We start from the raw sequence: 24,633 nt of genomic DNA, 5'->3' as shown, positions 1-24,633 counted from the left end.
TGCCATTGCCTCCTCCGGAAGTCAGTGCGAAGCCCTTCCCGGATTAGGGAGCGAACCCGCGTCACCCTCGTCGCGCGCGGGCGGTGCATTGGGCGCTGATGTACCGGCCGAAATTGCGGCAATTTCGCGCTGGCCGAGCGAGATCACGGCGGCGGCCAGCGCCAGCGCGATCGCGAAGAGTCCGAACGTATAGCCTGACGACGACGTGACCGAAGCAACCGCGCCGACAATGATCGGCCCCATGATCCCGCCGACGCGATTCAGGCCGATGGCCACGCCCATCCCGGTGCCGCGCACCTCCGTCCGGTAACTCATGGCCTGGTAGTTGTTCAGCACGCCTTGCGCGCCGAAGACGAAGAAGCCAGCCGCGATGATGAACGGCGGCAGCCACAGATGTCCGATGGCGAGACCAATGGCGCCCATCGACACCGCCGCGAACACATAGCCGACGACCATCGCCCGGATGCGGCTGCGCAGCCGGTCCGCGAGCCAGCCCATGCCGATCCCGCCGAACACGGACGCCACCATGACCGTGGCACCGTAGGCGAACGCCGACGACACGCCTTCACCATGTGCGACCACCAACGTCGGCAGCCAGCCCGTCAGGCCGTGGATGCAAAAGAGGCTCAGAAAGCCGGTGATCCAGTGAACCAGCGTGTTGCGGCGATAGATCGGCGCCAGCAGTTCGGCGACAGACCCGATCTTGGCCGGCTTGTGCATCGGTGCGAATGCGGCGTCGCGGTACACGTCCGCCCGCTCGGGACGCAGCGTCGCCAGCAGCTTGCGCACCGGATCATGACGCTTGCGCAGCATCAGGTACTGGACCGACTCGGGCAGCCAGAAGCCCGCCACGATCGCGACAACGAAAGACAGCGCGCCGATGAAGTAGAGCGACTGCCAGCCGAAGCTCGGCGTGAGCCAAAGCCCCGCGATGCCCGCAAAGATACCGCCGGCGGAGAACCCGAGCTGAAACACCCAGGTTGCGAACAGGTTCGCCTGCTTCGCCGGCGCCCATTCGTTGATGCAGGTGAGCGCGAGCGGCGTGACCATGCCGAGCGCGACACCCATGACAAGCCGCAGCAGCGCGAACATCGTCGGCGTGTGAACCACGGTGGCGAGCAAGGCGCTTGCGCCGGTGAGCATCCAGAGCGCCAGCAGCATCGTGCGGCGGCGGCCAAAGCGGTCCGAGAGCAGCCCCTGCACGACCGATCCGATCGAAAGCCCGACGATGCCGCTCGACAGCATGATGCCGATCATGTTGGGCGACGGCTGCCAGCTCTTGCGCACGAGCGGGATCACATAGGCGGCGTTGAACAGGTCGTAGCCGTCGAAAAACATGATGATGGTGATGAGCGCCGCGAACCGGAGATGAAACGCGCCGATGCGGGCGTGCGCGATTTCCTCGCGTGCGTTGATGGTGATTGCCACTGATGTCTCCTCGTCTTCTCGAACGGGTGCCGGACGTGGTCCCGGCCGATACTGCTTTTTCCGGTATGACGGTCCGGCGCCGCGCACGGCACCGGTTCCGCGATCGTTTTGCCGGCGTGCTAGCGCAGCGCTATTGCGAGCGTCGAGAGCTGCCGCTCGAGTTCGGCTGCGTCGGCGGCCACACCCCACACATAGTGGTCGGGGCGTACGATCGCCGCCTTGCAGCTGTGCGTAACGAACCAACGGGCCAGCACGCCCTCGCATTCGGTGACGGCGAGCACGCCAGCCGAGGCCTCGCCGCCTGCCGGGCCCACCTGTATGACCGTCGCCGGAATTTCCCGCGCTGCCGCCAGCGCCGACGCGCCGAGCACGCCCGCCTCCGACGCGACGATGCGCCAGCCCCCGCCCACCACGACATCGAGCAGTTGCGCAGCACCGCCTTGCGCATCGACAAGCGGCTGCGGAAACAGCGTCCCGCCGACCGGATTGTCGTCTTCGGCGAGCAGCCCCGCCTGCAGCGGCGGCACGATTTCCTGGCGCGTGATCGTCTTCACAACGCCGCCCGCCTCGCGCAGCAAGCGCGCATCGCGCTCGCGCGCCGCCTCGACATCACGTTCGCAGATCACGCGGCCGATGTCCTTGATGCGCGTTGTGAGGCAGCGCACGTGGGCCTTGCGCTCGACCTCGTAGCTATCGAGCAGCGCATCGGACGACCCGCCGCGCAGCACGCGCTCGAGCTTCCATGTCAGGTTGACGACGTCGCGCACGCCCTGACACATCCCCTGGCCGATGAACGGCGGCTGCTGATGCGCCGCATCGCCCGCGATGAACACCCGCCCGCGCCGCCACTGCGCCGCGACGAGAGCATGAAAGCGATAGCTCGCCGCGCGCCAGAGCTCGCCGTCGTCGGGCGTGAGCCAGCGCGACAGCAGCTCCCACACCTTCTCTTCCCGCTGCATCTCGCGCGGATCTTCATCGGGCGACAACATGATTTCCCAGCGGCGATGCGAGCCAGGACCGACGATGTACGTGCAGGGACGCGCAGGTTCGCAATACTGGATCGCCACCTTCGGCAGCTTCGCGAGGCCTCGCTCGTTGACGCGCATGTCGACGACGACCCAGGGCTCGTCGAAGATCAGATCGTCGAGCGCGATGCCGAGACGCGTGCGCACGAAGCTCGACGCGCCGTCGCACGCGATCAGATAGCGGCCGGTCACCGTCCTCGTCTCGCCGATATCCGAGCGAAGCTGTGCCCGCACACGCTCACCGTCGTCCTCGAAATCGACGAGCTCGGTGCCGAGCGCGACCTCGATGCAATCGTAGGTCGCCGCCTGCTCGCGCAGCGCCGCTTCGACGGGCGGCTGCGTGAAGACCATCGTCGGCGTGTAGCCGAGCGGATAAGGCTGCGGAACAGTATCGATGCGCTTGATCAAGTCGCCGTCGACGCCGTAGTACTCCGACGGCGGGAACGCCGCAATATGGGACGCGATGCGCTCTGCCAGACCAAGATCCTGGAAGATCCGCATGATCTCGTGATCGAGCGCGATGGCGCGCGGCTTGTCGTACACCGTGCGCGCCTTGTCGAAGCACAGCGTGCGGATGCCAAGCTTGCCGAGCAGGTTGGCCGCCACCGCGCCCGCAGGGCCGAAGCCGGAAATGAGAACGTCGAAATCGTCGGTCATCGCTTTCACTGCGCCGCAGCCTCGTCCTGCACGACGTTCGACAGCACGCCGATGCCTTCGATATCCACTTCCACGCGATCGCCGGCCTTCATCCACACCGGCGGCGTGCGTGCGAAGCCGACGCCCGCGGGCGTGCCCATCACCACCACGTCGCCGGGCTCGAGCGTGAGACACTCGGTCAAGAGCTCGATCGTCTCGGCGACGCTCCAGATCATGTCGGCCGTATTCGCGCGCTGCATCGCCTCGCCGTTCAGGCGCAATTCGAGCTTCAGGCCCGCCGCGCCCGGCGGCAATTCGTCGGACGTCACGAGCCAGGGGCCGAATGCGCCGGTGCCGTCGAAGTTCTTGCCGATGGTCCATTGCGCCGTGCGCTTCTGATAGTCGCGCACCGAGACGTCGTTGAAGCAGGCGTAGCCGAACACGTGGTCGAGCGCGTTTTCGCGCTTCACGTGGCGGCCTGTCTTGCCGATCACGACGACCAATTCGGCTTCATAGTCGAGCTTTTCGGACACGAACGGACGAATCACGGGATCGCCATGCGCGATCAGCGAGGTCGCGCCGCGGAAGAAGATCAGCGGATAGACGGGCTTCAGGTTGCCGCCTTCCTTGGCGTGATCGTAGAAATTGTGGCCCAGACAGACGATCTTGCCGGGCTTCGGCACCACCGGCGCCAACTCTACTTCGGACAACGGAATGCGATTGCCCACGTCAGCACGGGTGGCCGCGTTGCGCGCCGCCGCGACGACATCCACGCCCGCCTCGAGCGCCGCGCGCAAGTCGGCCGGGACGGCCGGGTCCGCGCGGTTCAGGTCGATGACATCGCTGCCGTCGAGTACGCCAAGCCGCGTGTCGCCGTTCTGTTTAAACGTGATCAGTTTCAATTGAGACTCCCTGGATCGGATGAGTAGTGACGGCCTGCCTCGCCGTGAAAGAAAATCCTCTTTTGCGCTTCCTTGAGCCGAGGCGACGGCGCACGGCCCACGCCCCACTGGTCGATGCGGCCAGGCGGCCAAGTCCAGTCGGCGGGACCGCCGGTGCGATAGGTGTCGTCGACCTGCTGGACTTCCGCCGTGTACTCGATCACGAAATCGAACGGCCCGAGGAAATACGCGAAGACGTTGTTGCCGGGACCGTGCCGGCCCACGCCCCATTCGATCGGATAGCCGGCGTCGTTCATCCGGCCGCCGCCGCGCATAACCGAATCGAGATCGGGCATCAGGAACGCGATGTGGTTGAGCGTGTTCTCGGTGGCGTCTGCAAGCGCGATGCTGTGGTGGTCGCTGCTGCAGCGCATGAACGCCATGATCCTGGTCCGGTCGGACAGCTTGAAGCCGAGCGCGTCCTCGAAGAAGCGCTGCGCCACGGCGACGTCGGCGCTGTTGAGCACCACGTGCGTGATCTTGACCGGACGGTCCTCGACCTCGGCGGTATCGGCATGGCGCTCGTCCCCCGTGATGAAGCGCAGGATGCGCCCCTGCGGATCGCGAGCGACGAGCTGCGTGCCGCCGCCCGGCTCGCCGGTCGCGTCGGGGCTGCTGACGATCCCGCCGCCGTGCTCGGGAATCACTTGCGCCAGCGCATGCAGCGCATCGATCGAGGCAACGCTGAAGTCGACCGAGCGCACGTCGGGCTGCTCGCTTCGATGCAACGCCAGAATATGGTGAGCCGCGCCGGTGCCGCGCAGATAGACGGCATCGGCGGTGCGCGCGACCACCGCGAGGCGCCACGTTTCCGTATAGAACTGCTCGGCCAGCGCGAGATCGGGAACGCCGATCGCGATGCCGCGCAAGGCGGTGACAAGCGGTTGCTTCATGCAAAACTCCTTGAACGCATGCCGAGGAACGTTTCGGCATTCTGATGAATAAGGCGTACTTGCGCGGAGGGTTCCAGGCCGGCGCTCAAAATCCGGCCGACCGGATCTTTGTCGCGGAAGGCAAACGGATAGTCGGTGCCGAGCATGATCTGCGTCTCGCCGAAATGCGACACGAGGTGCGCGAGCGTGGCGTGATCGAAGACGAGCGCGTCGTAATAGAGACGCCGCGCCTGCGCAGAAGGCGATTCCACGATCGCCTCGCCGAGCGGCGCGAACACCGAATGCGCCTGCTCGAGACGCGGCAGCAGCGACGCAAGCGTGCCGCCGCCATGGCTGAACGCGATGCGCAGGCGCGGCCGGCGCACGATCAGGTTCGTGCAGATGACAGAGGCCGCCGCAAGACCCACGTCGGTCGGATAGCCAAGCGCCTGCAACAAGGGCTTGGGCCCTACGAGCCGCTCCGTGCCCGCAGGCTTCAGTGCATGGACGAAGATCGCCGCCCCGAGCGCTTCCGCCGCCTCGAAGAACGGATCGAAGCGCCGATCGCCGATCGGTACGCCGTTGACGTTGCTGCCCACCTCGACGCCGGCGAACTCCGGCACGGCCATCAGTCTGGATAGCTCGGCGATCGCGGCATCGATGTCCTGGAGCGGCACGGCGCCCAGACCGATCATGCAACCACCGCTTTGGGCGACCATCCCGCCGATTTCATCATTGATATAGCGCAACAGAACGGCGGCATCGGCCCCCGGCATCCAATACGAAAGCAGCTCGGGCATCGGCGAAAGCGCCTGAATGCCGACCTGCTGCGCCGTCATGTCGTCGATGCGCTTGCCGACGTCCCAACATCGGTCGGACACCGTACGATAAACGGCACCATCGATCATCACGTGGCGGTGGCACCCGTGAGCCGGCGCCATCAACGGCCACGACGAGGGCGCGTGCGCCCCCGCATAACGCGGGAAGTCCGCCGGCACGACGTGGGTGTGGACGTCGATGCCGTGCCCCGCGCAGCAGGAATGGGCGGCATGCCCGCGCGTTGCCTCATCCATGCTGAAGTCCTGCCGCCGTCACGCCGGCGATGCAGATCATCTCGTCCTCGTCGCCCGTCCCGCCGGACGCGCCGACCGCGCCGAGCACGTCGCCCGCCTCGTTGCGGATCACGACGGCGCCCGTCTGCGGAATGAATTTGCCGGCATTCATGGCCGACAACGCGTTGAAGAAAGTCGGGTTGTCCTTCGCCCGCGCCAGCAGCGCGCGACTCGAGACGCCCATGCTGGCCGACGCCCACGCCTTGCCCTGCGCGATGTCGACGCGGGACATCGACGCCCCGTCTTCGCGCTGCGCCGCCTTGAGGTGTCCCGCCTCATCGAGGACCACCACGGCCATCGGCTTGAAGCCGTGCTCGCGCGCCGCCTCGAGCGCGACACCCATGATCTGGTTGGCTTGCGCCAGGGTCAAACGGTCCATCGTTTGCCGCTCCCTGCGAACTCTGATGGAATGGATTGTATATATTTTCTGGGCTTTTTGCCGTTTTTATATACAAACAAGGGAAATTACCTAGATTTCACCTACTCTGACGGTACGCGCCACAATCGGATATACTTTCCAGGACATTCCAAACACTAGAGGTCACCGTGTCCCGACCGAGCGAGCAGCCGTTTCCCGCCACCGCGGCCAACGGCACGCCATCCAATATCACCCTGGCGACCAGCCTCTACGACCGGCTGCGCACGGACTTGCTGGCCGGCAAGCTGGAACCCGGCCGTAAACTGCAAATCGAATTTCTCTGCGAGCAGTACCAGGCGGGCCAGACGCCGGTTCGCGAGGCGCTCAACCGGCTCACCTCGGACGGCCTGGTGGAAAGGCGCGACCAGCGCGGCTTCGCGGTGACGGACATCAGCGCCGACGACCTGCGCGAGATCACCCGAACGCGAATCCTTCTCGAAGAAGTCGCGCTGCGTGAAGCATTTGCCGCCAACCAGCCCGAGTGGGAAGAAGAACTGGTGCTCGCCTATCACCGGCTGTCCAAAGCGCCGCGCTCGCTCAACGAGACCGAGTATCTGGAGAACCCAGAGTGGGAGCGGCTCCACCGCGCGTTCCACCGGGCGCTCATCGGCGGCTGCCGGTCGCGCTGGCTCATGGGCTTTTGCGAGCAGCTCGCCGACCAGCTCTACCGCTATCGGCAACTGTCGGTGCGGCGCATCTTTCCGAACCGACACGAAAAGGAAGAGCACAAGGCCATGCTGGACGCGGTCGTCGCCCGAGATTGCCCGCGGGCTATCGAGTTGCTCAAGACGCACTACCAGAAAACGGCTGAAATCATTTTGACCGATACCACGCTGTTCCCACGGAACGAATGACCACATGGGCCGACGCACCCTCAGCCTGATGCAGATCACGCTGCCGACCGTGGCGGGCCATACCAACGAACTCAAGCTGCATGTGAAGGGCGCCCTGAACAACGGCGTCAACGTTGAAGAGATCAAGGCAGCCCTGCTGCACGCGACCGCCTATTCAGGCATTCCCCACGGCCTCGGCGCCTTCAAAGCGGCGCACGAGGTGCTGGTGAGCGAGGGCGCGCTGGACTGACAGGGGGGGCGCCACGTTCGCGCTCCTCCCGCGCGCAACCCGACAAGCAGAACAAGCGGCGAGCCGGCTAGCCGGTCCGCTAATTCCTGGCGGTTCAACCACTCTGTCATCGAAAGGATTTTCATGTCCTCTGATCTCAAAGCACAAGTCGTCGCGCTACTCAAGTCCATTGAGACCGGTGAATCAGCACCGGCGGCCGTGATCAACCCCGCCAAGTACATCCAGCACAACCTTGCCGTCGGTGACGGGCTTGCAGGCTTCGGCGCCGTGCTACAGGCCCTGCCAAAGGGCTCGGCGAAGGTGAACACGATACGGGTGTTCAGAGACGGCGATTTCGTTTTCACGCACACCGACTACAACTTCTTTGGCCCGAAGATCGGCTTCGACATTTTCCGGTTCGAGAATGGCCAGATCGTCGAGCACTGGGACAACCTGCAGCAAACGCCGAATACACCCAACCCGAGCGGACGCACGATGATCGACGGGCCGACGGTGCCGGAGGACCTTGGCAAGACGGAGGTCAACAAGAATCTGGTTGCAGCATTCGTCGACGACATTCTGGTGAACGGCCGCATGGAGCGCCTTGCGGGTTACTTCGACGGCGACAACTACCACCAGCACAACCCGCAGATCGCTGACGGTCTATCCGGTCTTGGTGACGCGCTGCATGTCATGGCCATGGAAGGCGTCACGATGAAGTACCAAAAGGTCCACAAGGTCCTCGGCGAAGGTAACTTCGTGCTTGTCGCCAGTGAGGGAGAGTTCGCAGGCAAGCCAAGCGCGTTCTACGACCTCTTCCGTGTGGCGAACGGCAAGATCGCCGAACACTGGGACACTATTGAAGCCATTCCGCCTCAGGCCGATTGGAAGAATACAAACGGAAAATTCTGAGGAGACGGAGCAATAAATGAAAATTTTGAAACTTCTATTGAGCTGTGCTCTCGTAACGACGTTCGCAATCCAGCCGGTTGCGGCCGACGAAGTTGCGAACGGCGTTATCGAGATTGTCACGTTCAAGCTAAAGCCCGGCATCTCCATCCGCGCGTTCGAATCAGTCGACAAAGCTGTGGAGCGTGAACACGTCTCGAAACAGCCGGGTTTTATTTCCCGCGAGAGTGCGCATGGCGCTGACAACGAATGGTTGGTGGTCGTCCATTGGCGATCCGTGAAGGACGCCGATGCCTCGATGGCGACTTTTCAACGTGCTAGTGCGGCCGGCCAGTTCATGTCGATGATCGATGCTTCCACGATGAGCATGAAGCGATACCAGAAGTAATCCCTCAGGCAGCGGCCCGCGGGCCGCTGCCTTGGATGCCACCGTTCGTTTCTTCTTCATTAACATATCCATGGCTTTTACACCTCATGATATGTATATGGACGCCTCCCGTTTGCGAAGGATTTCGAGCAACCTGACCTGACAGGAACGGCTTGCGCTGTATATCCAGCCGTATCGCAGCGGATACGTGAATTCGGCGATACCGTGCAAGACCGACGCCTGGATCGGCACCGGGACCGCCGTCACAAGATCAGAACCAGGCCGCCCTCAGCGCCCCTTGCTCGCCGCCGCCACCCACCGATCGAAAGTCGCCTTGTTCGCAGCGATCCACTGATCCGCCAGCGTCGTGACGATCGCCGACGAACCATGCGCCTGGCTGATCGCCAGCTCCCAGTTCGACCAGGTCGACGAGGGAAAGTGGATCTGCTCGACCAGCGCGCGCACCGGCGCATTCGCGGCGATGAAGTCCTTGTTGGCCACCGCGCTGTAGTTCCACGAGGCCATCGCCATCCGGCACGGGTTCGCCCCGCCCGCGCAGCCCGGCACGTCCTTCACCAGCGCCGAGCCGGCGTTCGGCACGTTCGGCGGCAGCGCGTCGGCCGGCGTGGGCAGCCAGACCACGTCCTTGCCCGGCACCAGCTCGCTGGTGGTCCACGAGGGGCTCCAGGCATAGAAGAAGGCCGGCTCGCCGCCCTTGATGCGCGACACTACGTCGGCCATCAGCGCCTCGTACTTGCCGGTGACCGGCTTGACGGTCTGCCGGAGCCCGAACTTGTCGAGCTGATAATTCACCACGTCGCCGCAACTCCAGCCGGGATCGCAGCTGATCAGCTGCGCCTTGCCGTCATTGCCGAACAGCGCGGCGATCTTCGGGTCCTTCATCTGCTCGAGGCTGGTGATGTTGTGCGCGAGCGCCGTCTTCCGGTCGATCAGATAGCCGTTGATACCGCCCCCGTCGATCTGCCCGCGGCCGACCTGCACCGCGCGGTCCTGCACCGCGCGAAAGTTCGGGTCGCTCTGCGGGAAGTTGACGTCGGTTTCCAGGTCGACGTCCCCCTGCGCGACGGCCTGGAAGAACAATACCGTGCCCATGGTCTTCAGCTTGACGTCGTAGCCCATCGCCTTGAGCGCCTTGGTCGTGATCTGCACCGATACGTAATTGGCGCCGAGGCCGTCGGTCTGCGCATAGTTGATGGTCTTGCCTGCGCCCGGCAGGTCGGCGGCCGACGCAGCGCCTCCGGTAACGAGCGTCGCGACGCACGCCAATGCGGCCAGTGCCGGTTTCAGTTTATTCATGATCGATCTCCATGCCTGTTTGGATAGGGTGTGATGCATGCCGGCACGCCACGCGCGCCGGTTTGTTGTTGTATTCCACCTGCCTCGAACCGCTCGGCTCGCTACGTCGCGAGCCGCTTCAGCGGGCCGGCAGGCTCGCGTCGGATGCCCACGACGGCAATCCGTCCACCTTGGTCTTGACCACCTTCGTCACCACGTAGGTGAAGTAACGCTCGATGCCGACCTGCGCGCCGAGCAAGCTGTCGATGAACTGCTGGTAATGCTCGATGTCGCGCGACAGCACCTGCATGACGTAGTCGACGCCGCCGCCGGTGGCCAGACACTCGACGATCTCCGGCGCCGCCGCGACCCGCTCCTCGAAGCGACGCATGTCCTGCGCGGTATGCCGAGCCAGCGTCACCTCAACCACCACGCGGCTGCCGGTGAACGCGCCGGCCCAATCCACTTCCGCGCGATAGCCGCGGATCAGGCCCTGGGCCTCGAGCCGCTTGACGCGCTCCCATGCCGGCGAGATCGACAGGTTCACCTCCTGCGCGAGCCGCGATTTGGTGATGCGCCCTTCGGTCGAGAGGATGCGCAGGATCGCGATGTCATAACGATCGAGCTTGATCCGCCCGGCCGCGGCGCCTGCCTGTTCACCCTTCATGGTCTCCCCCTATCCTCGATTGGATGAACTACCTTAGGGGAGGTCAAAAAACCGTACCTCCTCCGAAACGAGGAAAGCAGACCGCGGTGCTCCATCGTTTGCTAGCAGCCCGGCGCGGCGCGCTTCCCCGTTCCTGCGCGTCATACGGGTTTATCTGGCGCCGGCCGCGATGCGATCCGCAACCTGGTCGACTGCCTGCCTCACCTGCGCGACGATCTCGTCCGCCTCGGCGCGCGTCATCACCAGCGGCGGCGCGAAACCGAGGATGTCGCCGTGCGGCATGGCACGCGCGATCACGCCGCGTTCCAGCGCAGCCGCCGAAACCTCCGCGCCGATCTTCAAGGCCGGATCGAAGGGCACGCGCGCCTCCTTGTCCGCCATGAACTCGAGCGCGGCCAGCATGCCGACGCTGCGTACCTCGCCGACCAGCGGATGCGCGCCGAAGTGCTCGCGCAGGCGCTCGCCGAAATAGGCGCCGACCTCGGCCGCGTTGCCGGCCAGGTTCTCGCGTTCGAGGATATCGAGGTTGGCCAGCGCGGCCGCCGCGCAGACGGGATGCCCCGAATAGGTCCAGCCATGCCCCATCGGGCCATGTTCGCGCGAGCCGCGCGCGATCACATCCCAGACGCGCTCGCCGACGATCACGCCCGACAGCGGCGCATAGGCGCTCGTCAGGCCCTTCGCTACGGTCACCAGGTCCGGCTCGATACCGTAATGCTGAGCGCCCATCCTGGAACCGACGCGGCCGAAGCCGCATACCACCTCGTCGGAGATCAGCAGGATGTCGTGACGGCGCAGCACCTGTTGGATCGCGTCCCAGTAGCCCGCCGGCGGCGCGATGATGCCGCCGGTACCCATCACCGGCTCGGCGATAAAGGCGGCGATCGTGTCCGCTCCCTCGCGCGCGATCAGCTTCTCCAGTTCCTCGACGCAATGTGCGACGAACTGCGGCTCGCTCATCCCGGCCGGCGCCTTGCGATACCAGTGCGGGCAGATCGTATGCCTGACGCGATCGATCGGCAGGTCGAAATGCTGGTGGAAGCTCGGCAGGCCCGTGAGGCTGCCCGTCACGATGCCCGAGCCGTGATAGCCGCGCTCGCGCGAGATGATTTTCTTCTTGTTCGGCCGGCCAAGCACGTTGTTGTAGTACCAGACGATCTTGACCTGGGTTTCGTTCGCATCTGAACCCGACATGCCGAAATAGACCTTCTTCATCCCGGCAGGCGACCACTCGATGATGCGCGACGAGAGTTCGATGATCGCGTCCGAGGAATGGCCCACGTAGGTGTGGTAATAGGCCAGCTCCTTCGCCTGGGCATGCATCGCGTCGGCCACCTCGGTGCGCCCGTAGCCGATGTTCACGCAATAGAGCCCGGCGAACGCGTCGATGTACTCGCGTCCCTGGTGGTCCTGGATGCGGATCCCCTTGCCGCCGCGGATGATCTTGCCCGGCAGGGCGCCGGAGGCGTGATCGTAGGCATGGGTCGACGGGTGCATGAAATGTTCGCGATCCTGATCGAACAGCGTGTCGAGCGGCTGAGTCATTGCGTATCTCCTGTTGTGCTTGCGTCAGGCCATCGGCGTCACGGGCAGGCCGAGATCGCCGAGGCAGAAGTACTTGGTTTCGGTGAACGGCTCGAAGCCCTCGCTGCCGCCCTCGCGGCCGAGCCCAGAAGCTTTCATCCCGCCGAACGGGACCGGCGCGCCGGTGAAGCTGGACCCGTTCACCGAGATCATCGCGAAATCGAGCCGGCGCACCAGCTGGAAGATCAGGTCGGCGCGCGTCGCGCAGACGTAGGCGGCCAGGCCGTATTCGGTGTCGTTGGCTGCCGCGACCACCTCGTCGAGCGTGTCGAAGGCGCTGACGGCCGAGATCGGCGCGAAGTTCTCCTCGTCAACCACGCGCATGCCGGGCCGCGCGTCGGCGATCACGGTGGGCTCGAAGAACCAGCCGCCCAGCGCATGCGCGCCGCCGCCGGCCAAGATACGCGCGCCCTGCTCGCACGCATCGTCCACGCGCGCGGCGGTGGCGTCGAAGGCGGCCTGGTGCATCAGCGGCCCGATCTCCACGCCAGGCTCGAATGCCGGGCCGACCTTCAGGCCCCGCACGGCGGCGGCGTAACGTTCGAGAAAAGCCTCGTAGAGCGGCCGCGCCACGTAGATGCGGTTGGCGGCGCAGCAGTCCTGGCCCGATGTCTGGAACTTCGCCTCGACCGCCACGGCCACGGCGCGTTCGAGATCGGCGCAGGCGGTGACAATGAAGGGCGCGTTGCCGCCCAGTTCGAGCGCCACTTTCTTGATGCCGGCCCGGGCGACGGCCCGCATCACCAGGTTACCGACGCGCGTCGAGCCGGTGAAGCTGACCGCGCGCACGCGCGAATCGGATACCAGCGTCTCCATCGCCATCTGCGGCTCGCCGAGCACCACGTTGAACACACCGGGGGGGAAGCCGGCTTCCTCGGCGAAATGAGCCAGCGCGAACGCGGAGAACGGCGTCTCGTGCGCGGGCTTGACGATCGTGGTGCAACCGATCGCGATCGCCGCGGCGGCCTTGCGCGTGATCATCGCCATCGGGAAGTTCCAGGGTGTGATGAGCGCGGCGACGCCGACCGGCTCGGCGATCGTGCCCAGCTGGGCGCCGTCGATATGGGAGGCGATGGTGCGGCCGGCCGGGCGCTTGGCCTCGTTGGCGAACCACTCGACGAAGTTCACGCCGTAGCGTAGTTCGCCTTGTGCTTGAGAGAACGGCTTGCCCTGTTCGAGCGACAGCAGGGCCGCGAGATCGTCGAGATGGCGCAGCAGCAGCGCGTGCCAGCGCAGCAGCAAGGCACTGCGCTGCGCCTGCGGCACCCAGCGCCAGCTTTCGTGGGCGCGTTGCGCGGCGTCCACCGCCGCCACGATCTGCGCCCGATCGAGCATCGGCACCTGGCCGATCACCGATCGGTCGGCGGGATTGCGCACGTCCAGCGTCGCGCCGCTGTCGCTCGACAGCCAGCGGCCGTCGACATGACATTGCGAGCGGATCGGGACCGGATGTCCGGTAAGCATGGCATCGACTCCAGAAGGAACGGTATGGCCATTACTATGTCCCCGCGGCCGCCTCGAAACTTTTGGTTCAGTGGCAGCGGGCTTACGGTTTTTTCTGCTTGTCGGGCGGCGCACAGAAAGAACGCAAATCCAGGTCCGCCCGGCACCGTCAGCCCAGCGCGCCCTCACTCACCAGCACTTCATGCGCCGCCTTGAAGGCACCCAGGCCGTGGGGAATGCCGGAATAGGCCGTCGCGTGCAGCAGGGCCGCCTTGATCTCCTCGACGCTGACGCCGTTGTTCAAGGCGCCCTTCACATGCAGCTTGAGTTCGTTGGTATGGCCCGCTACGGTCAGCAACGCGATCTGCATCAGGCTGCGGGTGCGGCGGTCCAGGGTGTCGTCGCCCCAGGCCCATCCCCAAGCCCAGGCCGTAGTCGCGCGCTGAAACGCCATCATGAAATCGTCGGCCTTCGCCAGCGAGGCATCGACATAGTCGGCGCCCAGCACCTCGCGGCGAATCGGCAAGCCCTTGTGGAACAGCGCGTCGTCTTCGTTCATCTCCACTCTCCTTTCATTGGACGAAAAAAAGCGCGCGGCTCGCCGCGCGCCTGGTCGATACCATCCTTCACTTCGCCTGGCTGGCCACCGTGATCCATTGATCGAGCTGGGCCTTGTTGCCGGCCATCCAGTCGCCGGCCAACTGCGTGATCAGCGCCTGGGTGCCGCCGTTCTTGCTGATCGCGTATTCCCAGGATGACCAGGTGGTCGAGGGGAACTTGATCTGCTCGATCAGCGAGCGGATCGCCGGATTGGCCGCGATGAAGCCGCGGTTGCCGACGGCGCCCCAGTTCCAGGAGGCCATCGCCATACGGCAAGGGTCCGCGTCGCCAGCGCAACCCTTCACGCCGCTCACTAGCGGCGAGCCGCTATTGGTCATATTGGGCGGCAAGGCCGCCTGCGGCGTCGGCAGCCAGACCACGTCCTTGCCCGGCACCAGGCTGCTGACAGTCCAGGAGGGGCTCCAGGCGTAGAAGAAGGCCGGCTTGCCCTGCTTGATGCGCGCCACCGTATCGACCATCAGCGCCTCGTACTTGCCACGCACTGCGCGCACCGTGTCCTGCAGGCCGAACTTCTTGAGCTGGTAATCGACCACGTCGCCGCAACTCCAGCCCGGATCGCAGCTGATCAGCTGCGCCTTGCCGTCCGAGCCGAACAGGGCAGCCAGCTTCGGATCCTTGAGCTGGGCGAGATTGGTGATCTTGTAGGCGTCGGCGGTCTTCTTGTCGATCAGGTAGCCGTTGATGCCGCCGCCCACGATCATGCCACTGCCGACGATCTGCGCATCCTTCTCCACCGCGCGAAACGCCAGCTCCCGCTGCGGGAAGTTCACGTCGGTGGCGAGGTCCTCGTCGCCCTGCGCCACCGCCTGGAAGAACAAGGTGGTGTTCATGGTCGTCAGCTTGACCTCGTAGCCGAGCCGCTTCATCGCCGCCATCACGATCTGCGTGGCGACGTAGTTGCCACCGAAACTGTCTCCCTGCGAATACCGGATCGTCTTGCCCTTGCCCGGCATGTTCTGCGCGAACGCCGGCACGCCTGCCATCATCACCGCCGCGAGCGCTGCCGCGCCGCATGCTGCCGCCAACCTTTTCATCGAGCTACTCCTGCGTGTGGATACGATCGTCCAAGGACGATGCTTGCTGGAAATCGATCCGGCGCCATGTCGGCGACGGGGAACACGGCGCGGCCACCCGGTGCAGCTGCGCGCTTGCGCTGCATGACTTCAGAGCGCCTGCTTGGGATCGCTGTGCTCGGGCAAGGCCGGCGCCGCAGGCCCGCCGCGGCCGCCGCGCACCAGCCGCACTACCACCGAACGCAGCGAGCCGCCCGCGCCGGGCTGCGAACGCGCGAGCTTCTGGGTCACGCGGTCGAGCATCATCGCCAGCATCACGATCGCCACGCCGCCGATCGCGGCCTGCCCCACGTCGAGCCGGCCCAGGCCCTGCAGCACCACCAGGCCGAGCCCCTCGGCGCCGATCATCGAGATCACCACCGACATCACCATCGCGGTCAGCACGGTCTGGTTCAAGCCGCCGAGGATGGTCGGCACGGCCAGCGGCAGTTGCACTTCCCAGAGCAGCTGGCGACGGTCCGCGCCGAACGCGAGTCCGGCCTCGACTAGTTCGTGGTCGACCATGCGGATGCCGAGATTGGTGAAGCGAATAAGCGGCGGCATCGCGGCCGTCACTACCGCCACCTCGCCCGACACGGTGCCCACGCCGAACAGCATCACCACCGGCACCAGGTACACGAAGGTGGGCGTGGTCTGCATAATGTCGAGGATCGGCTGCACCACGCGCCAGACCCGCTCGCTGCGCGCGCAGGCGATGCCGATCGGGATCCCGATCACGGCGCAGAAGGCGATCGCGGTGACGATCAGCGCGAGCGTGGTCATCGCGTCCGACCAGACGCCGAGCACCGCGATGGCCAGCAGCCCGAGCAAGGTGAAGGCGCCGATCGCGCGGCCCGCGAAGCGCCAGGCCAGCAGCGCGCAAACCAGGCAGAACAGCGGGAACGGCACCGCGTGCAGGGCGTCGATATTGGCCTCGAGCAGCTTCTGGATCGGCCACTTGATGACCAGGAACAGCGGGCGCAGGTGCAGCGCGATCCACTGCACGGCGGCCTGGATCCACTGGGCGATCGGGAATACCGCCAGATCGTCGGCTTTAAACATGATGAGCTCCGTTGACGCTGCCCGCGCCGATGCGTGCGAGGATCTGCCCCGCTTCCAGCCGGCCGACCAGCCGACCCGATTCGTCGAGTACGCCGAGCGCGCGCGCCGTGCCGAAATGGCCGGCCACGTCGATCAGGCGCGCATGGCCCGGCACGCAGGCGAACGCGCCATCCAGCGGCGGCAGCGCGGCGCCATCGCGCAAGGCCTGCAACTGCGTGTCGCCCACCACACCGAGCATGCCCATCACGCGCGCCTCACCGTCCACCACGAAGGCCGGCCCCGACCCCGCGCAGCCGAGCACGGTCCAGCCCTCGCGGCGCACCAGCGGCGTCAGCGGCGTCATCGAGGCCTCGGCGTTGAACAGGCGCGATCGATCGACCTCGCGCGTGAAGGCGGCCACGTAGTCGCTGCCGGGCGCGGTCACGATCGACTGCGGCGTGCCCTCGCGCACCAGCTTGCCTTCCGACATGATGGCGATGCGCGTGCCCAGCTTCAGCGCTTCCTGGAAGTCGTGTGTGATGAACAGGATGGTCTTGTTGAGGCTGCGCTGCAGGCGCAGCAGCTCGTCCTGCATCTCGGTGCGGATCAGCGGGTCGAGCGCGCTGAAGGCCTCGTCCATGATCAGGATGTCGGCGTCGGTGGCCAGCGCGCGCGCCAGGCCCACCCGCTGGCGCATCCCGCCGCTCAGCTCGTGCGGCATCTTGCCGGCCCAGCGCGCCAGGCCCACCACCTCGAGCACCTGCTCGGCGCGCTTGCGGCGCGTCGCGCCGTCCACGCCGCGCAGCTTCAGGCCGAACTCGACGTTCTCGATCACCCGCCGGTTCGGCAGCAGCGCGAAATGCTGGAACACCATCGAGATGCGGTTGCGGCGCACCTCGCGCAGCTCGCGCTCTCCCAGCGCGCAGAGATCCACGTCGTCGAGCAGGATGCGCCCGGCGCTGGGCTCGTTGAGCCGGTTCACGCAGCGCGCCAGGGTCGACTTGCCCGAGCCGGACAGGCCCATGATCATGTACATCGCGCCGGCCGGTACGCTCAGCGACACGTCGTCGAGGCCCACCACCTGGCCGCTGTCGCGCAGCACATCGGCCTTGCTGGCGCCGTGGCGAAGCATGCCGAGCGCGCGCTCGGGGCGATCGGAGAACACCTTGTACAGATGCTCGATTTTCAGGCGTTCAGTCATCAAGGTCACTCCTTCGGTGGAGCGGGCCGGGCGCTCGGCTCGGCCCGCTCGGTCGGCAGTTGTTGCAGCGGCGAAAACGCGGTGGGCACCAGGATCCGGTTCTCGGCCTGCTCGATCAGCTCGGACAGGCGCGGGATGAAGGCCTGCCAGCGCGGGTCGGCGGCGAGCCGCTGGCGGCGCAGGCGGCGGTCCTCGAGATCGGCATAAGCCCACCAGTGCACCACCTGGGACAGGCAGCCGATCTCGGTGGTGAAGTAACCGATCAGGTTGCCCAGCGCCGGCTGCTGCAGCGGCAGCGCCTCCTCGGCGACCAGCTTCAGGAAGCGCGCCATCGCGCCGTTGCGGATCCGGTAGATGCGCTCCTCGACGATCATCGGGCCGCCTCCCCGCTGTCAATCAGGAACTCCCGCATCAGGGCGGCGACCTGCTCCGGCGCCTCGTTGAGCAGCGAGTGGCGCAGCTTCGGCAGGATCTCCAGCCGCGAATCCGGAATTCGTTCATGCATGTAGCGTGCCATCCGCGGGTTCGAGCCGGCGTCGTGCTCGCCGGTCGCAATCAGGGTCGGCATCGCGATCTGGTCGATCAGGCCGCCGAAATCGGTCTGCGCCAGCACGCGGTAGGCGGCCGCGTAGCAGTCCGGATCGTTCTGCGCGTTGCGCCGGCGCAGCTCGGCCACCAGCGCCGGATGCCGCGCCTGGAAATCCTCGGTCAGCCAGCGCGACAGCGAGGCGTCGTAATGCGCGCCGCGCTCGCCCGCCTGCAGGGCGGCCAGCCGCTCGGCCACGCCCGCGCGCTCCTCGGCGGTGCGCCCGGCCACGGTGGCCAGCAGCACCAGCCGGCGCAGCCGCGCCGGACGCGTCAGCGCGAGCCGCTGCGCGATCAGGCCGCCCAGCGAGAAGCCGGCCAGGTCGAAGCGGCTGAAGCCAGCGTGATCTGCCAGCGCCAGCACGTCGCCGACGAAATCGTCGATCTCGTAGCGCCCCTTCACGCGCTCGGAGCGGCCATGCCCGCGCAGGTCGAAGCTGAGCACGCGAAAGCCGCGGCCCAGCGCGTTGATGGCGCCCTGCCAGGCCTCGAGATAGGAGCCTACGCCGTGAATGCAGACCAGTTCGCGCGGCCCCTCTCCCTGCAGGCGATAGGCCAGGCGCACGCCGTCGACGGTCAGACTGCCCTCGATCGCGTCGGGCGGCGCCTCGGGAAGTGCGTCGCACATGGCTCAGGCCCCCGCCGCCGCGGCCTGGAGCTCGCGCTCGCGCTCGCGTGCGGCGAAGTGCGGCATGATCTCGTCGACGAACAGGCGCAGCGTCTTCATCTGCAGCTCGAAGGGCAGGTTGAAGGACAGGCCCAGGCAATACTGGTCGACGCCCTCGTCCTCGTAGATCTGCAACTTGCGGATCACCTCGTCGGGCGTGCCGAACATCAGGTTGTCGCGCACCGCCGCGGGATCGTAGTTGGCGCGATTGGCCACGGTCTCGAAAGGCACCGCCTCCGGGAAGCCGTTGCGCACGGTGCCAATGTTCTGCATTAGGTTCTCGAAGTAGCGGCCGTAGTCGACGCTGTGGCGCACGGCGGTCTGCCAGTCCTCCTCGCGGTCGTAGACGCAAGTGCGCCGCTGCATCATGAAGCGCGGGCGCGGATGCTCGGGATGGTCGGCCACCGCCTTGCGGAATTTCGCGCCGAGCACGGCCACCTCGGACGGCGGCGCCGACAGCGGCGTGGACAGGATGTTGGCGCCGATGCCGACCGCCCAGTCGAAGCTGCCGGGGTCACGCGTGGCCACCCAGATCGGCGGATGCGGCTGCTGCAGCGGCTTGGGCACCGAGGTGGCGAGCGGGAAGCGCCAGTAATGGCCCTCATGTTCGTAGTCGCCCTCCCACAGCCGCTTGACGGCCGGCACCAGCTCCTTCATGTAGGCCACGCCTTCCTGCTGGGGAATGCCGCCGGCCATCCGGTCGAACTCGTACTGGTATGCGCCGCGCGCGATGCCGAACTCGAGCCGGCCATTGCTCAGGTGATCGCACATGGCGGCCTCGCCGGCCAGCCGGATCGGCGACCAGTAAGGCGCCACCAGGGTGGCGGTGCCCAGCCGGATGCGCTCGGTGTGCTGGGCCAGCCAGGTCAGCACCGTGAACGGGTTCGGCGAGATGGTGCATTCGATGGTGTGGTGCTCTGCAGTCCAGAGCGTCTCGAAGCCGCCTTCGTCGGCCACGCGCGCCAGCGCCAGCAGCCGGTCGCGCGCCTCGGTCATCGACGCCTCGGGGGAGAACCGCTCCATGCTCAGTGATACGGCGAATTTCATAGATGCCTCGTGTCGGATGGAAACGCGTGTTTCAACGCAGACGAATGACGAACGGATCCTGCATCGCGCCCGAGTAGTCGAGCACCACGTTCTTGAGCCGTGAGAACTCGCGCATCACCTCGAAGCCACCGCGCCGGCCGTAGCCGCTGTGCTTGAGGCCGCCGTTCGAGGACATGTAGGCGGCCGAGCGGTAGGTGTTGATCCAGACCGTGCCGGCGTCGATGTCGCGCGCGAAGCGCATCGCGCGGTCGATGTCGCGGGTCCAGATGCCGGAAGCCAGGCCGTATTCGGTGTCGTTGGCCAGCGCCATCAGCTCGGCTTCGTCCTGGAACGGCACCACGCCCACCACCGGCCCGAAGATCTCCTCCTGCATGAAGCGCATCGAGTTGGTGGCCTGGGTCATCACGGTCGGCTCGAAGTACCAGCCCTCGGCCAGGGCGCCCGAGCTCGGGCGGCGGCCGCCGGCCGCGATCCGCGCGCCCTCTTCCACGCCCGAGGCCACGTAGCGCTGCACCTTGTCCAGCTGGGTGGCCAGCGCGAGCGGCCCGATATCGGTGTCATCGTGCATCGGGTGGCCGACCCGCACGCGCCGGGTGCGCTCGACCAGGGCCTCGACAAAGCGCTCGTAGATCGAAGCCTCGACGAAGCAGCGCGAGCCGGCCACGCAGGTCTGGCCCGCCGCAGCGAAGATGCCCGACACCACGCCGTTGACGGCGCGCTCGATCTCCACGTCGCCGAACACCACGTGCGGGGACTTGCCGCCCAGCTCCATCTGGCAGGGCACCAGGTTCTGCGCGGCATTGCCGGCGATCTTGCGGCCCGTCACGGTGCTGCCGGTAAACACGTACTTGGCCACGCCGGGATGGCGCGTGAGCGCCTCGCCGGTGGTGGCGCCGTCGCCGGTCACCACGTTGAAAACGCCAGGCGGGATGCCGGCCTCGATTGCCAGCTCGGCCAGCGCCAGCGAGGAGGCGGTGGCGTGCTCGGACGGCTTGACCACTACGGTATTGCCGATCGCCAGGCACGGCGCCAGCGTGCCGGTCAGCATCATCAGCGGCGAATTCCACGGGATGATCATGCCCACCACGCCGATCGGCTCGCGCAGGTTGAAGTTCAGCATGTCGAGCTTGTTGACGGGGATCGTGTCGCCCTGCAACTTGTCCGCCATGCCGGCGAAATACAGATAGGAATCCGGAATGGCGCGCATCTGCGCGCGCATCTCCTTGAGCAGCTTGCCGTTGTCGCGGCATTCGAGCAGCGCCAGCGCGTCGGCGTGCTCGAGCACCAGCTCGCCGAGACGGCGCACCAGCTTGCCGCGCTCGGTCTGGGTCATGCGGCGCCAGGCCGGGTTCTTCAGCGCGGCCTGGGCGGAGCGCACTGCCGCGTCGACGTCGGCCGCGTTCGACTGCGCGAACTCGTACCAAGGCGTCGAGGTGGTGGGATCGTAGCTCGGGGCATAGCTGCCGCTGGCCGGCTCGACGAAACGGCCGTCGATGAAATTGCCGATGCGCGCATGCTGCAGGGTTTCGACTGTGGTCTTCATGAAATGTCCTTGGTCATCCAGCCTGGGTTCAGGAGTGCACGTGATGGCGCCACGGCTGCGCCGCGCCGACGGTCGCGACACGCCCACCGTCGTGCGAGCCCATGTAGATCGAATAACTGCCGCCGCCGGCCGTCTCACGCACGAAACGGCGCAGCATCGCGCGCATCTCGACCGAGGCGATTTCGTCGTACGGAAGCGCGTCGAGAGCGAAGAAACGAAACTCCGGCGGCAGCGCCAGCGCGCCGCGCGGCTCGGCCAGGCGGGCCCGGTAGATGAGGTAGCCGGAATCGTGGCCGTCGGTGTCGTAGACGGAGTAGAGGAAGGTGTCGTCGGACATCAGCGCCAGCGAGCCGCCGCCCGCCACCGGCAGGCGCCCGTCCACCAACCGGCGCGGCGCGGTGGGCAGCACCCAGCCGCCCTTGCCGTCGTCCACCAGCAGCACCTCGCCCTGCGCTTCGATCAGGTAGCCGACGATCATGTCGGTGGACGACAGCCAGCCCGGCGGCAGGGGGTCCTTGACCTGCGCGTAGCGGCCGCGGCAGAAGCCGAGCGGCGCCGAGGGGCTGGTGCCGAAGGCCTGCACGCGGCCGATCAGGATCAGGTGGTCGCCGGCCTCGACGCGCTCGTGCATCGAGCAGTCGAACCAGGTCAGGCAGTCGGTCAGCACCGGCGCGCCGGTGTGCACCACGTCGTGGCTGATCGAGGCGAACTTGTCGACCGCCTTCGAGGCGAACAGGTTGGAGACGTCCACTTGGCTGTCACTCAACAGGTTCACCGCGAACTTGTCGGCGGCGACGAAGGCCGGGTAGCTCGACGCGCCCGCGCCGACGCAGACCAGCAGCAGCGGCGGATCGAGCGAGACCGAGGCAAAGGAGTTAGCCGTCATGCCGCGCGGGCGGCCCTCGGCGTCGATGGTGGTGAGCACCGTCACGCCGGTGACGAAGGTGCCGAAGGCGCGGCGCAGCGCCTTCGGGTCGATGGTGGTTCGATTATCGGGTACCGCGGCTTGCATGGCCATTCACCTCGTACATCGTTGTCTTGAGGTGAATGTAGGTGGCTGAAATCGGGCTGGCTTCCTGCGGATCGAAGGAGAACTGGCGGAACCTCACCTGCTGTTCGTCGGACCGGGAAAACCACTAGGGCGTGCTTCGCGGGCGACTTCGTAACGAGGCCCGCGACGCGCGCGAGCCCGCCAGCAGGCGCTTGCGCGGCCGTCCCGCCTAATGCGCGCGCTCCGCCGCGGCCACCGGCGCGCTGCCCTCCAGCAGGTTGTGCAGTTGCAGCGCGAGCTCGACGGCGAAGCGCCGCTCGGGCGTCTCCACGTCGATGCCGAACAGGTCGGAGATGCGCGACAGCCGGTAGCGCAGTGTGGTCACGTGCAGGCCCATCGCATCGGCGCAGGCCTGGCTGCGGCAGCCGTGTCGGATGTAGACCGCCAGCGTGTCGAGATAGGAAGCGCGATGGCTGGCGTCGTATTCGACGATCGGACCGATGGTGCCGGTGATGAAAGCCCGCACGTCGGGCGAATCGGCCGCGCCCATCAGCATCGGCAAGGGCCCCAGGTCGGGCACGCTCAGCGCGCCGGTCTTGCCGAACGAGCGCGCCACGCGGATCATCCGCCAGCAGCGGTCCCATTCGTTGGCCAGCTCGGTCAGGCCCGCCACGCAGTCGCTGACCACGAGGGTCGGCTCGCCGCCGAACAGGGGGGTGAGCGCCCCGCACAGCTGGCGCGCGAAGGCATTGACGCTGGCCAGCGGCCGCTGGTCGTCCTCGGGCAACAGACAGACCAGGCCGCCGCCGACCGTCACCGGATGCGCGATGAGCTTGTGCTGCGCCGCGATCAGACCAACGGTGCGATGGCACTCGGCCGATCGGTCAAGCACCAGACCTTCGCGGTGCGGATAGTCGACCACGAGCAGGCGCATCGGCGTGCCGAGCGCGATGCCGAGCCGGCGCGAGCGCTCGACGATGTCCTGCTCGTCGCGCCATCGCCGCTCGACGATCTCGAAGAACAGCTCGGTCAGGGTGCGCGTCTCGGCGCGAAAGCGGATCACGCTGCGCATCAGCTGCACGCTCATCGCGAACTTCGCGCTCTCGATCGCGAGCGCCTGCAGGTCACCCTCGGCGCGCTCGCCGAAGCTCAGCAGCGCGCCCACCGTGTCGCCGTCCACCGCCAGCGGCTCGACGTCGGCGGTGAGCGGCACCCCGCCCGGCAGCACGAAGCCCACCCGCCGCAACGCGTGGCGCGCAATCGCCTCGCGCGCGGTCTCGCGCATCTGGCGGCCGGTTTCTCCGTCGAGCAGGGCGCGCCAGGCGGCGGCGTCGAGCCCCTCGACGGGCGGGCGCGAGGCCAGCAGTTCGCCACCATAGAAGTCGATCACCAGCACCGGCGAGTCGAGCAGGTCGGCCAGCATGCCGGTCAGCGTGTCCATCGAGCCGCCCACCAGCACCTCCTGCAGCATCGCGCCCTGCACCGAGAGCACGCGCCGCAACTGCTCGGCGGCGGCCTGCTGCGCGCGCTGGCGATGGGCGCGCTCGATCGCGATCGCGCCGAGGTGCACCAGCAACTCCATGAAGGCCAGGTGCTCAGGCGCCACGTCCACCACCTTGCGCGCCGACACCACCAGCACCATCGGCCGCCCCTCGGCATCGCAACTCGCCATCGGCAGCACCAGCACGGTGCGATAGCCGCGCTCGGGCGCCTCGCGCCGGTAGCCGAGGAATTCGGTGGTCTCCAGCGCGTCGCGGATATAGACCGGCTCGTTGCGCTGCAGCGCGACCAGTGCTGGGCTGGTGGCCAGCTCCCACCGGTCGGCAAGCGTCCGCTTGAGTAGGGTCGGGTCGCGCCGCGCGATCACCAGCGCGTAGCCGTGCGCGATATCCACGCTCATGATCGCGCCGAGATCCCAGGAGCCGTGATGGCAGGCCAGGTCGATCAGGCTGTGCAGCAGCGTGTCGACGTCGGCATCCGCATTGATTCGGCTGGCGACGTCGCGCAAGGACGACATGAGCGACAACGTATCCGGCATCGAGAGCCTCCTGTTGGGCGTAGCTGACTATACGACTTATCGCAGTGTCAAAAAAGTCGCGCTTCCCCCGGAACGGAGGAAGACGCT

At 66.6% G+C, this 24,633-nt stretch carries 23 protein-coding genes and 1 pseudogene; 4 read left to right on the top strand and 20 right to left on the bottom strand.

What is annotated here, in order from left to right:
- Positions 1-21: 21 nt before the first annotated feature.
- From ACVK00_RS08695 to ACVK00_RS08670, 6 genes are read right to left on the bottom strand one after another with little or no spacing between them, the layout of a single operon-like run.
- Positions 22-1,515 (bottom strand): MFS transporter, encoded by a 1,494-nt coding sequence (locus tag ACVK00_RS08695; RefSeq protein WP_284895425.1) that lies wholly within the window; start codon positions 1,513-1,515, stop codon positions 22-24.
- A 32-nt stretch (positions 1,516-1,547) separates the two neighbouring features.
- A complete protein-coding gene (mhpA, locus tag ACVK00_RS08690) occupies positions 1,548-3,110 on the bottom strand; it encodes a bifunctional 3-(3-hydroxy-phenyl)propionate/3-hydroxycinnamic acid hydroxylase MhpA (RefSeq protein WP_284895426.1) in 1,563 nt (520 codons plus the stop codon).
- A gap of 5 nt (positions 3,111-3,115) precedes the next feature.
- Positions 3,116-3,991, bottom strand: coding sequence for a fumarylacetoacetate hydrolase family protein (locus ACVK00_RS08685; RefSeq protein WP_011659291.1), 876 nt, complete (start codon positions 3,989-3,991; stop codon positions 3,116-3,118).
- Positions 3,988-4,923, bottom strand: coding sequence for a VOC family protein (locus tag ACVK00_RS08680; protein WP_284895427.1), 936 nt, complete (start codon positions 4,921-4,923; stop codon positions 3,988-3,990). Before ACVK00_RS08680 ends, ACVK00_RS08685 begins: the two co-directional genes overlap by 4 nt.
- On the bottom strand, positions 4,920-5,975 hold the full coding sequence (locus ACVK00_RS08675; protein WP_354123268.1) for an amidohydrolase family protein: 1,056 nt from the start codon (positions 5,973-5,975) through the stop codon (positions 4,920-4,922). Before ACVK00_RS08675 ends, ACVK00_RS08680 begins: the two co-directional genes overlap by 4 nt.
- Positions 5,968-6,393, bottom strand: coding sequence for a GlcG/HbpS family heme-binding protein (locus tag ACVK00_RS08670; protein ID WP_284895429.1), 426 nt, complete (start codon positions 6,391-6,393; stop codon positions 5,968-5,970). Before ACVK00_RS08670 ends, ACVK00_RS08675 begins: the two co-directional genes overlap by 8 nt.
- A 167-nt stretch (positions 6,394-6,560) precedes the next feature.
- On the opposite strand from ACVK00_RS08670, the gene ACVK00_RS08665 reads away from it, so the two are divergent.
- From ACVK00_RS08665 to ACVK00_RS08650, 4 genes and pseudogenes are all read left to right on the top strand, one after another.
- Positions 6,561-7,286, top strand: coding sequence for a GntR family transcriptional regulator (locus tag ACVK00_RS08665; RefSeq protein ID WP_284895430.1), 726 nt, complete (start codon positions 6,561-6,563; stop codon positions 7,284-7,286).
- Positions 7,282-7,515, top strand: a pseudogene (locus ACVK00_RS08660) (carboxymuconolactone decarboxylase family protein); the annotation flags it as partial. The gene ACVK00_RS08665 and the pseudogene ACVK00_RS08660, both read left to right, overlap by 5 nt.
- Positions 7,516-7,638: 123 nt before the next feature.
- Positions 7,639-8,406 carry a nuclear transport factor 2 family protein gene (locus tag ACVK00_RS08655; RefSeq protein WP_284895431.1) on the top strand — a complete coding sequence of 256 codons (768 nt, stop codon included), beginning with the start codon at positions 7,639-7,641 and terminating at the stop codon, positions 8,404-8,406.
- Positions 8,407-8,422: 16 nt separating this feature from the next.
- Entirely contained in the window at positions 8,423-8,791 is a 369-nt protein-coding gene (locus ACVK00_RS08650; RefSeq protein ID WP_126225791.1) for an antibiotic biosynthesis monooxygenase family protein, read from the top strand.
- Between the two features lie 267 nt (positions 8,792-9,058).
- Here ACVK00_RS08650 and proX (ACVK00_RS08645) read toward each other — a convergent pair whose 3' ends face one another.
- From proX (ACVK00_RS08645) to ACVK00_RS08580, 14 genes are all read right to left on the bottom strand, one after another.
- Positions 9,059-10,087, bottom strand: a complete 1,029-nt coding sequence (gene proX, locus ACVK00_RS08645) for a glycine betaine/L-proline ABC transporter substrate-binding protein ProX (RefSeq protein ID WP_011659298.1) — start codon at positions 10,085-10,087, stop codon at positions 9,059-9,061.
- 118 nt (positions 10,088-10,205) lie between these two features.
- Positions 10,206-10,733 carry an Lrp/AsnC family transcriptional regulator gene (locus ACVK00_RS08640; RefSeq protein ID WP_284895432.1) on the bottom strand — a complete coding sequence of 176 codons (528 nt, stop codon included), beginning with the start codon at positions 10,731-10,733 and terminating at the stop codon, positions 10,206-10,208.
- Between the two features lie 150 nt (positions 10,734-10,883).
- Positions 10,884-12,278, bottom strand: coding sequence for an aspartate aminotransferase family protein (locus ACVK00_RS08635; protein ID WP_284895433.1), 1,395 nt, complete (start codon positions 12,276-12,278; stop codon positions 10,884-10,886).
- Between the two features lie 24 nt (positions 12,279-12,302).
- Positions 12,303-13,781, bottom strand: coding sequence for an NAD-dependent succinate-semialdehyde dehydrogenase (locus ACVK00_RS08630; RefSeq protein WP_284895434.1), 1,479 nt, complete (start codon positions 13,779-13,781; stop codon positions 12,303-12,305).
- 148 nt (positions 13,782-13,929) lie between these two features.
- Positions 13,930-14,319, bottom strand: a complete 390-nt coding sequence (locus ACVK00_RS08625) for a carboxymuconolactone decarboxylase family protein (RefSeq protein WP_284895435.1) — start codon at positions 14,317-14,319, stop codon at positions 13,930-13,932.
- Positions 14,320-14,386: 67 nt separating this feature from the next.
- Positions 14,387-15,415 (bottom strand): glycine betaine/L-proline ABC transporter substrate-binding protein ProX, encoded by a 1,029-nt coding sequence (gene proX / locus ACVK00_RS08620; RefSeq protein WP_284895436.1) that lies wholly within the window; start codon positions 15,413-15,415, stop codon positions 14,387-14,389.
- A gap of 129 nt (positions 15,416-15,544) precedes the next feature.
- Positions 15,545-16,495, bottom strand: coding sequence for an ABC transporter permease (locus ACVK00_RS08615; protein WP_284895437.1), 951 nt, complete (start codon positions 16,493-16,495; stop codon positions 15,545-15,547).
- Positions 16,488-17,675 carry a quaternary amine ABC transporter ATP-binding protein gene (locus ACVK00_RS08610; RefSeq protein WP_284895438.1) on the bottom strand — a complete coding sequence of 396 codons (1,188 nt, stop codon included), beginning with the start codon at positions 17,673-17,675 and terminating at the stop codon, positions 16,488-16,490. The genes ACVK00_RS08615 and ACVK00_RS08610 overlap by 8 nt, the downstream gene beginning before the upstream one ends.
- Positions 17,676-17,680: 5 nt before the next feature.
- Positions 17,681-18,049 carry an NIPSNAP family protein gene (locus tag ACVK00_RS08605; RefSeq protein WP_011659305.1) on the bottom strand — a complete coding sequence of 123 codons (369 nt, stop codon included), beginning with the start codon at positions 18,047-18,049 and terminating at the stop codon, positions 17,681-17,683.
- A complete protein-coding gene (locus ACVK00_RS08600; RefSeq protein ID WP_175734756.1) occupies positions 18,046-18,888 on the bottom strand; it encodes an alpha/beta fold hydrolase in 843 nt (280 codons plus the stop codon). The genes ACVK00_RS08605 and ACVK00_RS08600 overlap by 4 nt, the downstream gene beginning before the upstream one ends.
- 3 nt (positions 18,889-18,891) lie before the next feature.
- A complete protein-coding gene (locus ACVK00_RS08595) occupies positions 18,892-19,974 on the bottom strand; it encodes an LLM class flavin-dependent oxidoreductase (protein WP_284895439.1) in 1,083 nt (360 codons plus the stop codon).
- Positions 19,975-20,005: 31 nt separating this feature from the next.
- A complete protein-coding gene (locus ACVK00_RS08590; RefSeq protein ID WP_011659308.1) occupies positions 20,006-21,517 on the bottom strand; it encodes an aldehyde dehydrogenase in 1,512 nt (503 codons plus the stop codon).
- 28 nt (positions 21,518-21,545) lie between these two features.
- Entirely contained in the window at positions 21,546-22,529 is a 984-nt protein-coding gene (locus ACVK00_RS08585) for a flavin reductase (RefSeq protein WP_175678672.1), read from the bottom strand.
- 208 nt (positions 22,530-22,737) lie between these two features.
- Entirely contained in the window at positions 22,738-24,546 is a 1,809-nt protein-coding gene (locus ACVK00_RS08580; RefSeq protein ID WP_284895440.1) for a helix-turn-helix domain-containing protein, read from the bottom strand.
- Positions 24,547-24,633: the final 87 nt, after the last annotated feature.

It is taken from the genome of Burkholderia sp. PvR073, assembly GCF_054055695.1.
Note: the sequence above shows the minus strand (reverse complement) of the source record. Positions and strands in the feature narration are given on the sequence as shown.

Coding starts and splice junctions, on each gene's coding strand:
- mhpA (WP_284895426.1), bottom strand. CDS start 3,110: ATGACCGACGATTTCGACGTTCTCATTTCCGGCTTCGGCCCTGCGGGC.
- ACVK00_RS08680 (WP_284895427.1), bottom strand. CDS start 4,923: ATGAAGCAACCGCTTGTCACCGCCTTGCGCGGCATCGCGATCGGCGTT.
- ACVK00_RS08675 (WP_354123268.1), bottom strand. CDS start 5,975: ATGGATGAGGCAACGCGCGGGCATGCCGCCCATTCCTGCTGCGCGGGG.
- ACVK00_RS08670 (WP_284895429.1), bottom strand. CDS start 6,393: ATGGACCGTTTGACCCTGGCGCAAGCCAACCAGATCATGGGTGTCGCG.
- ACVK00_RS08655 (WP_284895431.1), top strand. CDS start 7,639: ATGTCCTCTGATCTCAAAGCACAAGTCGTCGCGCTACTCAAGTCCATT.
- ACVK00_RS08650 (WP_126225791.1), top strand. CDS start 8,423: ATGAAAATTTTGAAACTTCTATTGAGCTGTGCTCTCGTAACGACGTTC.
- proX (WP_011659298.1), bottom strand. CDS start 10,087: ATGAATAAACTGAAACCGGCACTGGCCGCATTGGCGTGCGTCGCGACG.
- ACVK00_RS08640 (WP_284895432.1), bottom strand. CDS start 10,733: ATGAAGGGTGAACAGGCAGGCGCCGCGGCCGGGCGGATCAAGCTCGAT.
- ACVK00_RS08635 (WP_284895433.1), bottom strand. CDS start 12,278: ATGACTCAGCCGCTCGACACGCTGTTCGATCAGGATCGCGAACATTTC.
- ACVK00_RS08630 (WP_284895434.1), bottom strand. CDS start 13,781: ATGCTTACCGGACATCCGGTCCCGATCCGCTCGCAATGTCATGTCGAC.
- ACVK00_RS08625 (WP_284895435.1), bottom strand. CDS start 14,319: ATGAACGAAGACGACGCGCTGTTCCACAAGGGCTTGCCGATTCGCCGC.
- proX (WP_284895436.1), bottom strand. CDS start 15,415: ATGAAAAGGTTGGCGGCAGCATGCGGCGCGGCAGCGCTCGCGGCGGTG.
- ACVK00_RS08615 (WP_284895437.1), bottom strand. CDS start 16,495: ATGTTTAAAGCCGACGATCTGGCGGTATTCCCGATCGCCCAGTGGATC.
- ACVK00_RS08610 (WP_284895438.1), bottom strand. CDS start 17,675: ATGACTGAACGCCTGAAAATCGAGCATCTGTACAAGGTGTTCTCCGAT.
- ACVK00_RS08605 (WP_011659305.1), bottom strand. CDS start 18,049: ATGATCGTCGAGGAGCGCATCTACCGGATCCGCAACGGCGCGATGGCG.
- ACVK00_RS08600 (WP_175734756.1), bottom strand. CDS start 18,888: ATGTGCGACGCACTTCCCGAGGCGCCGCCCGACGCGATCGAGGGCAGT.
- ACVK00_RS08595 (WP_284895439.1), bottom strand. CDS start 19,974: ATGAAATTCGCCGTATCACTGAGCATGGAGCGGTTCTCCCCCGAGGCG.
- ACVK00_RS08590 (WP_011659308.1), bottom strand. CDS start 21,517: ATGAAGACCACAGTCGAAACCCTGCAGCATGCGCGCATCGGCAATTTC.
- ACVK00_RS08585 (WP_175678672.1), bottom strand. CDS start 22,529: ATGCAAGCCGCGGTACCCGATAATCGAACCACCATCGACCCGAAGGCG.
- ACVK00_RS08580 (WP_284895440.1), bottom strand. CDS start 24,546: ATGCCGGATACGTTGTCGCTCATGTCGTCCTTGCGCGACGTCGCCAGC.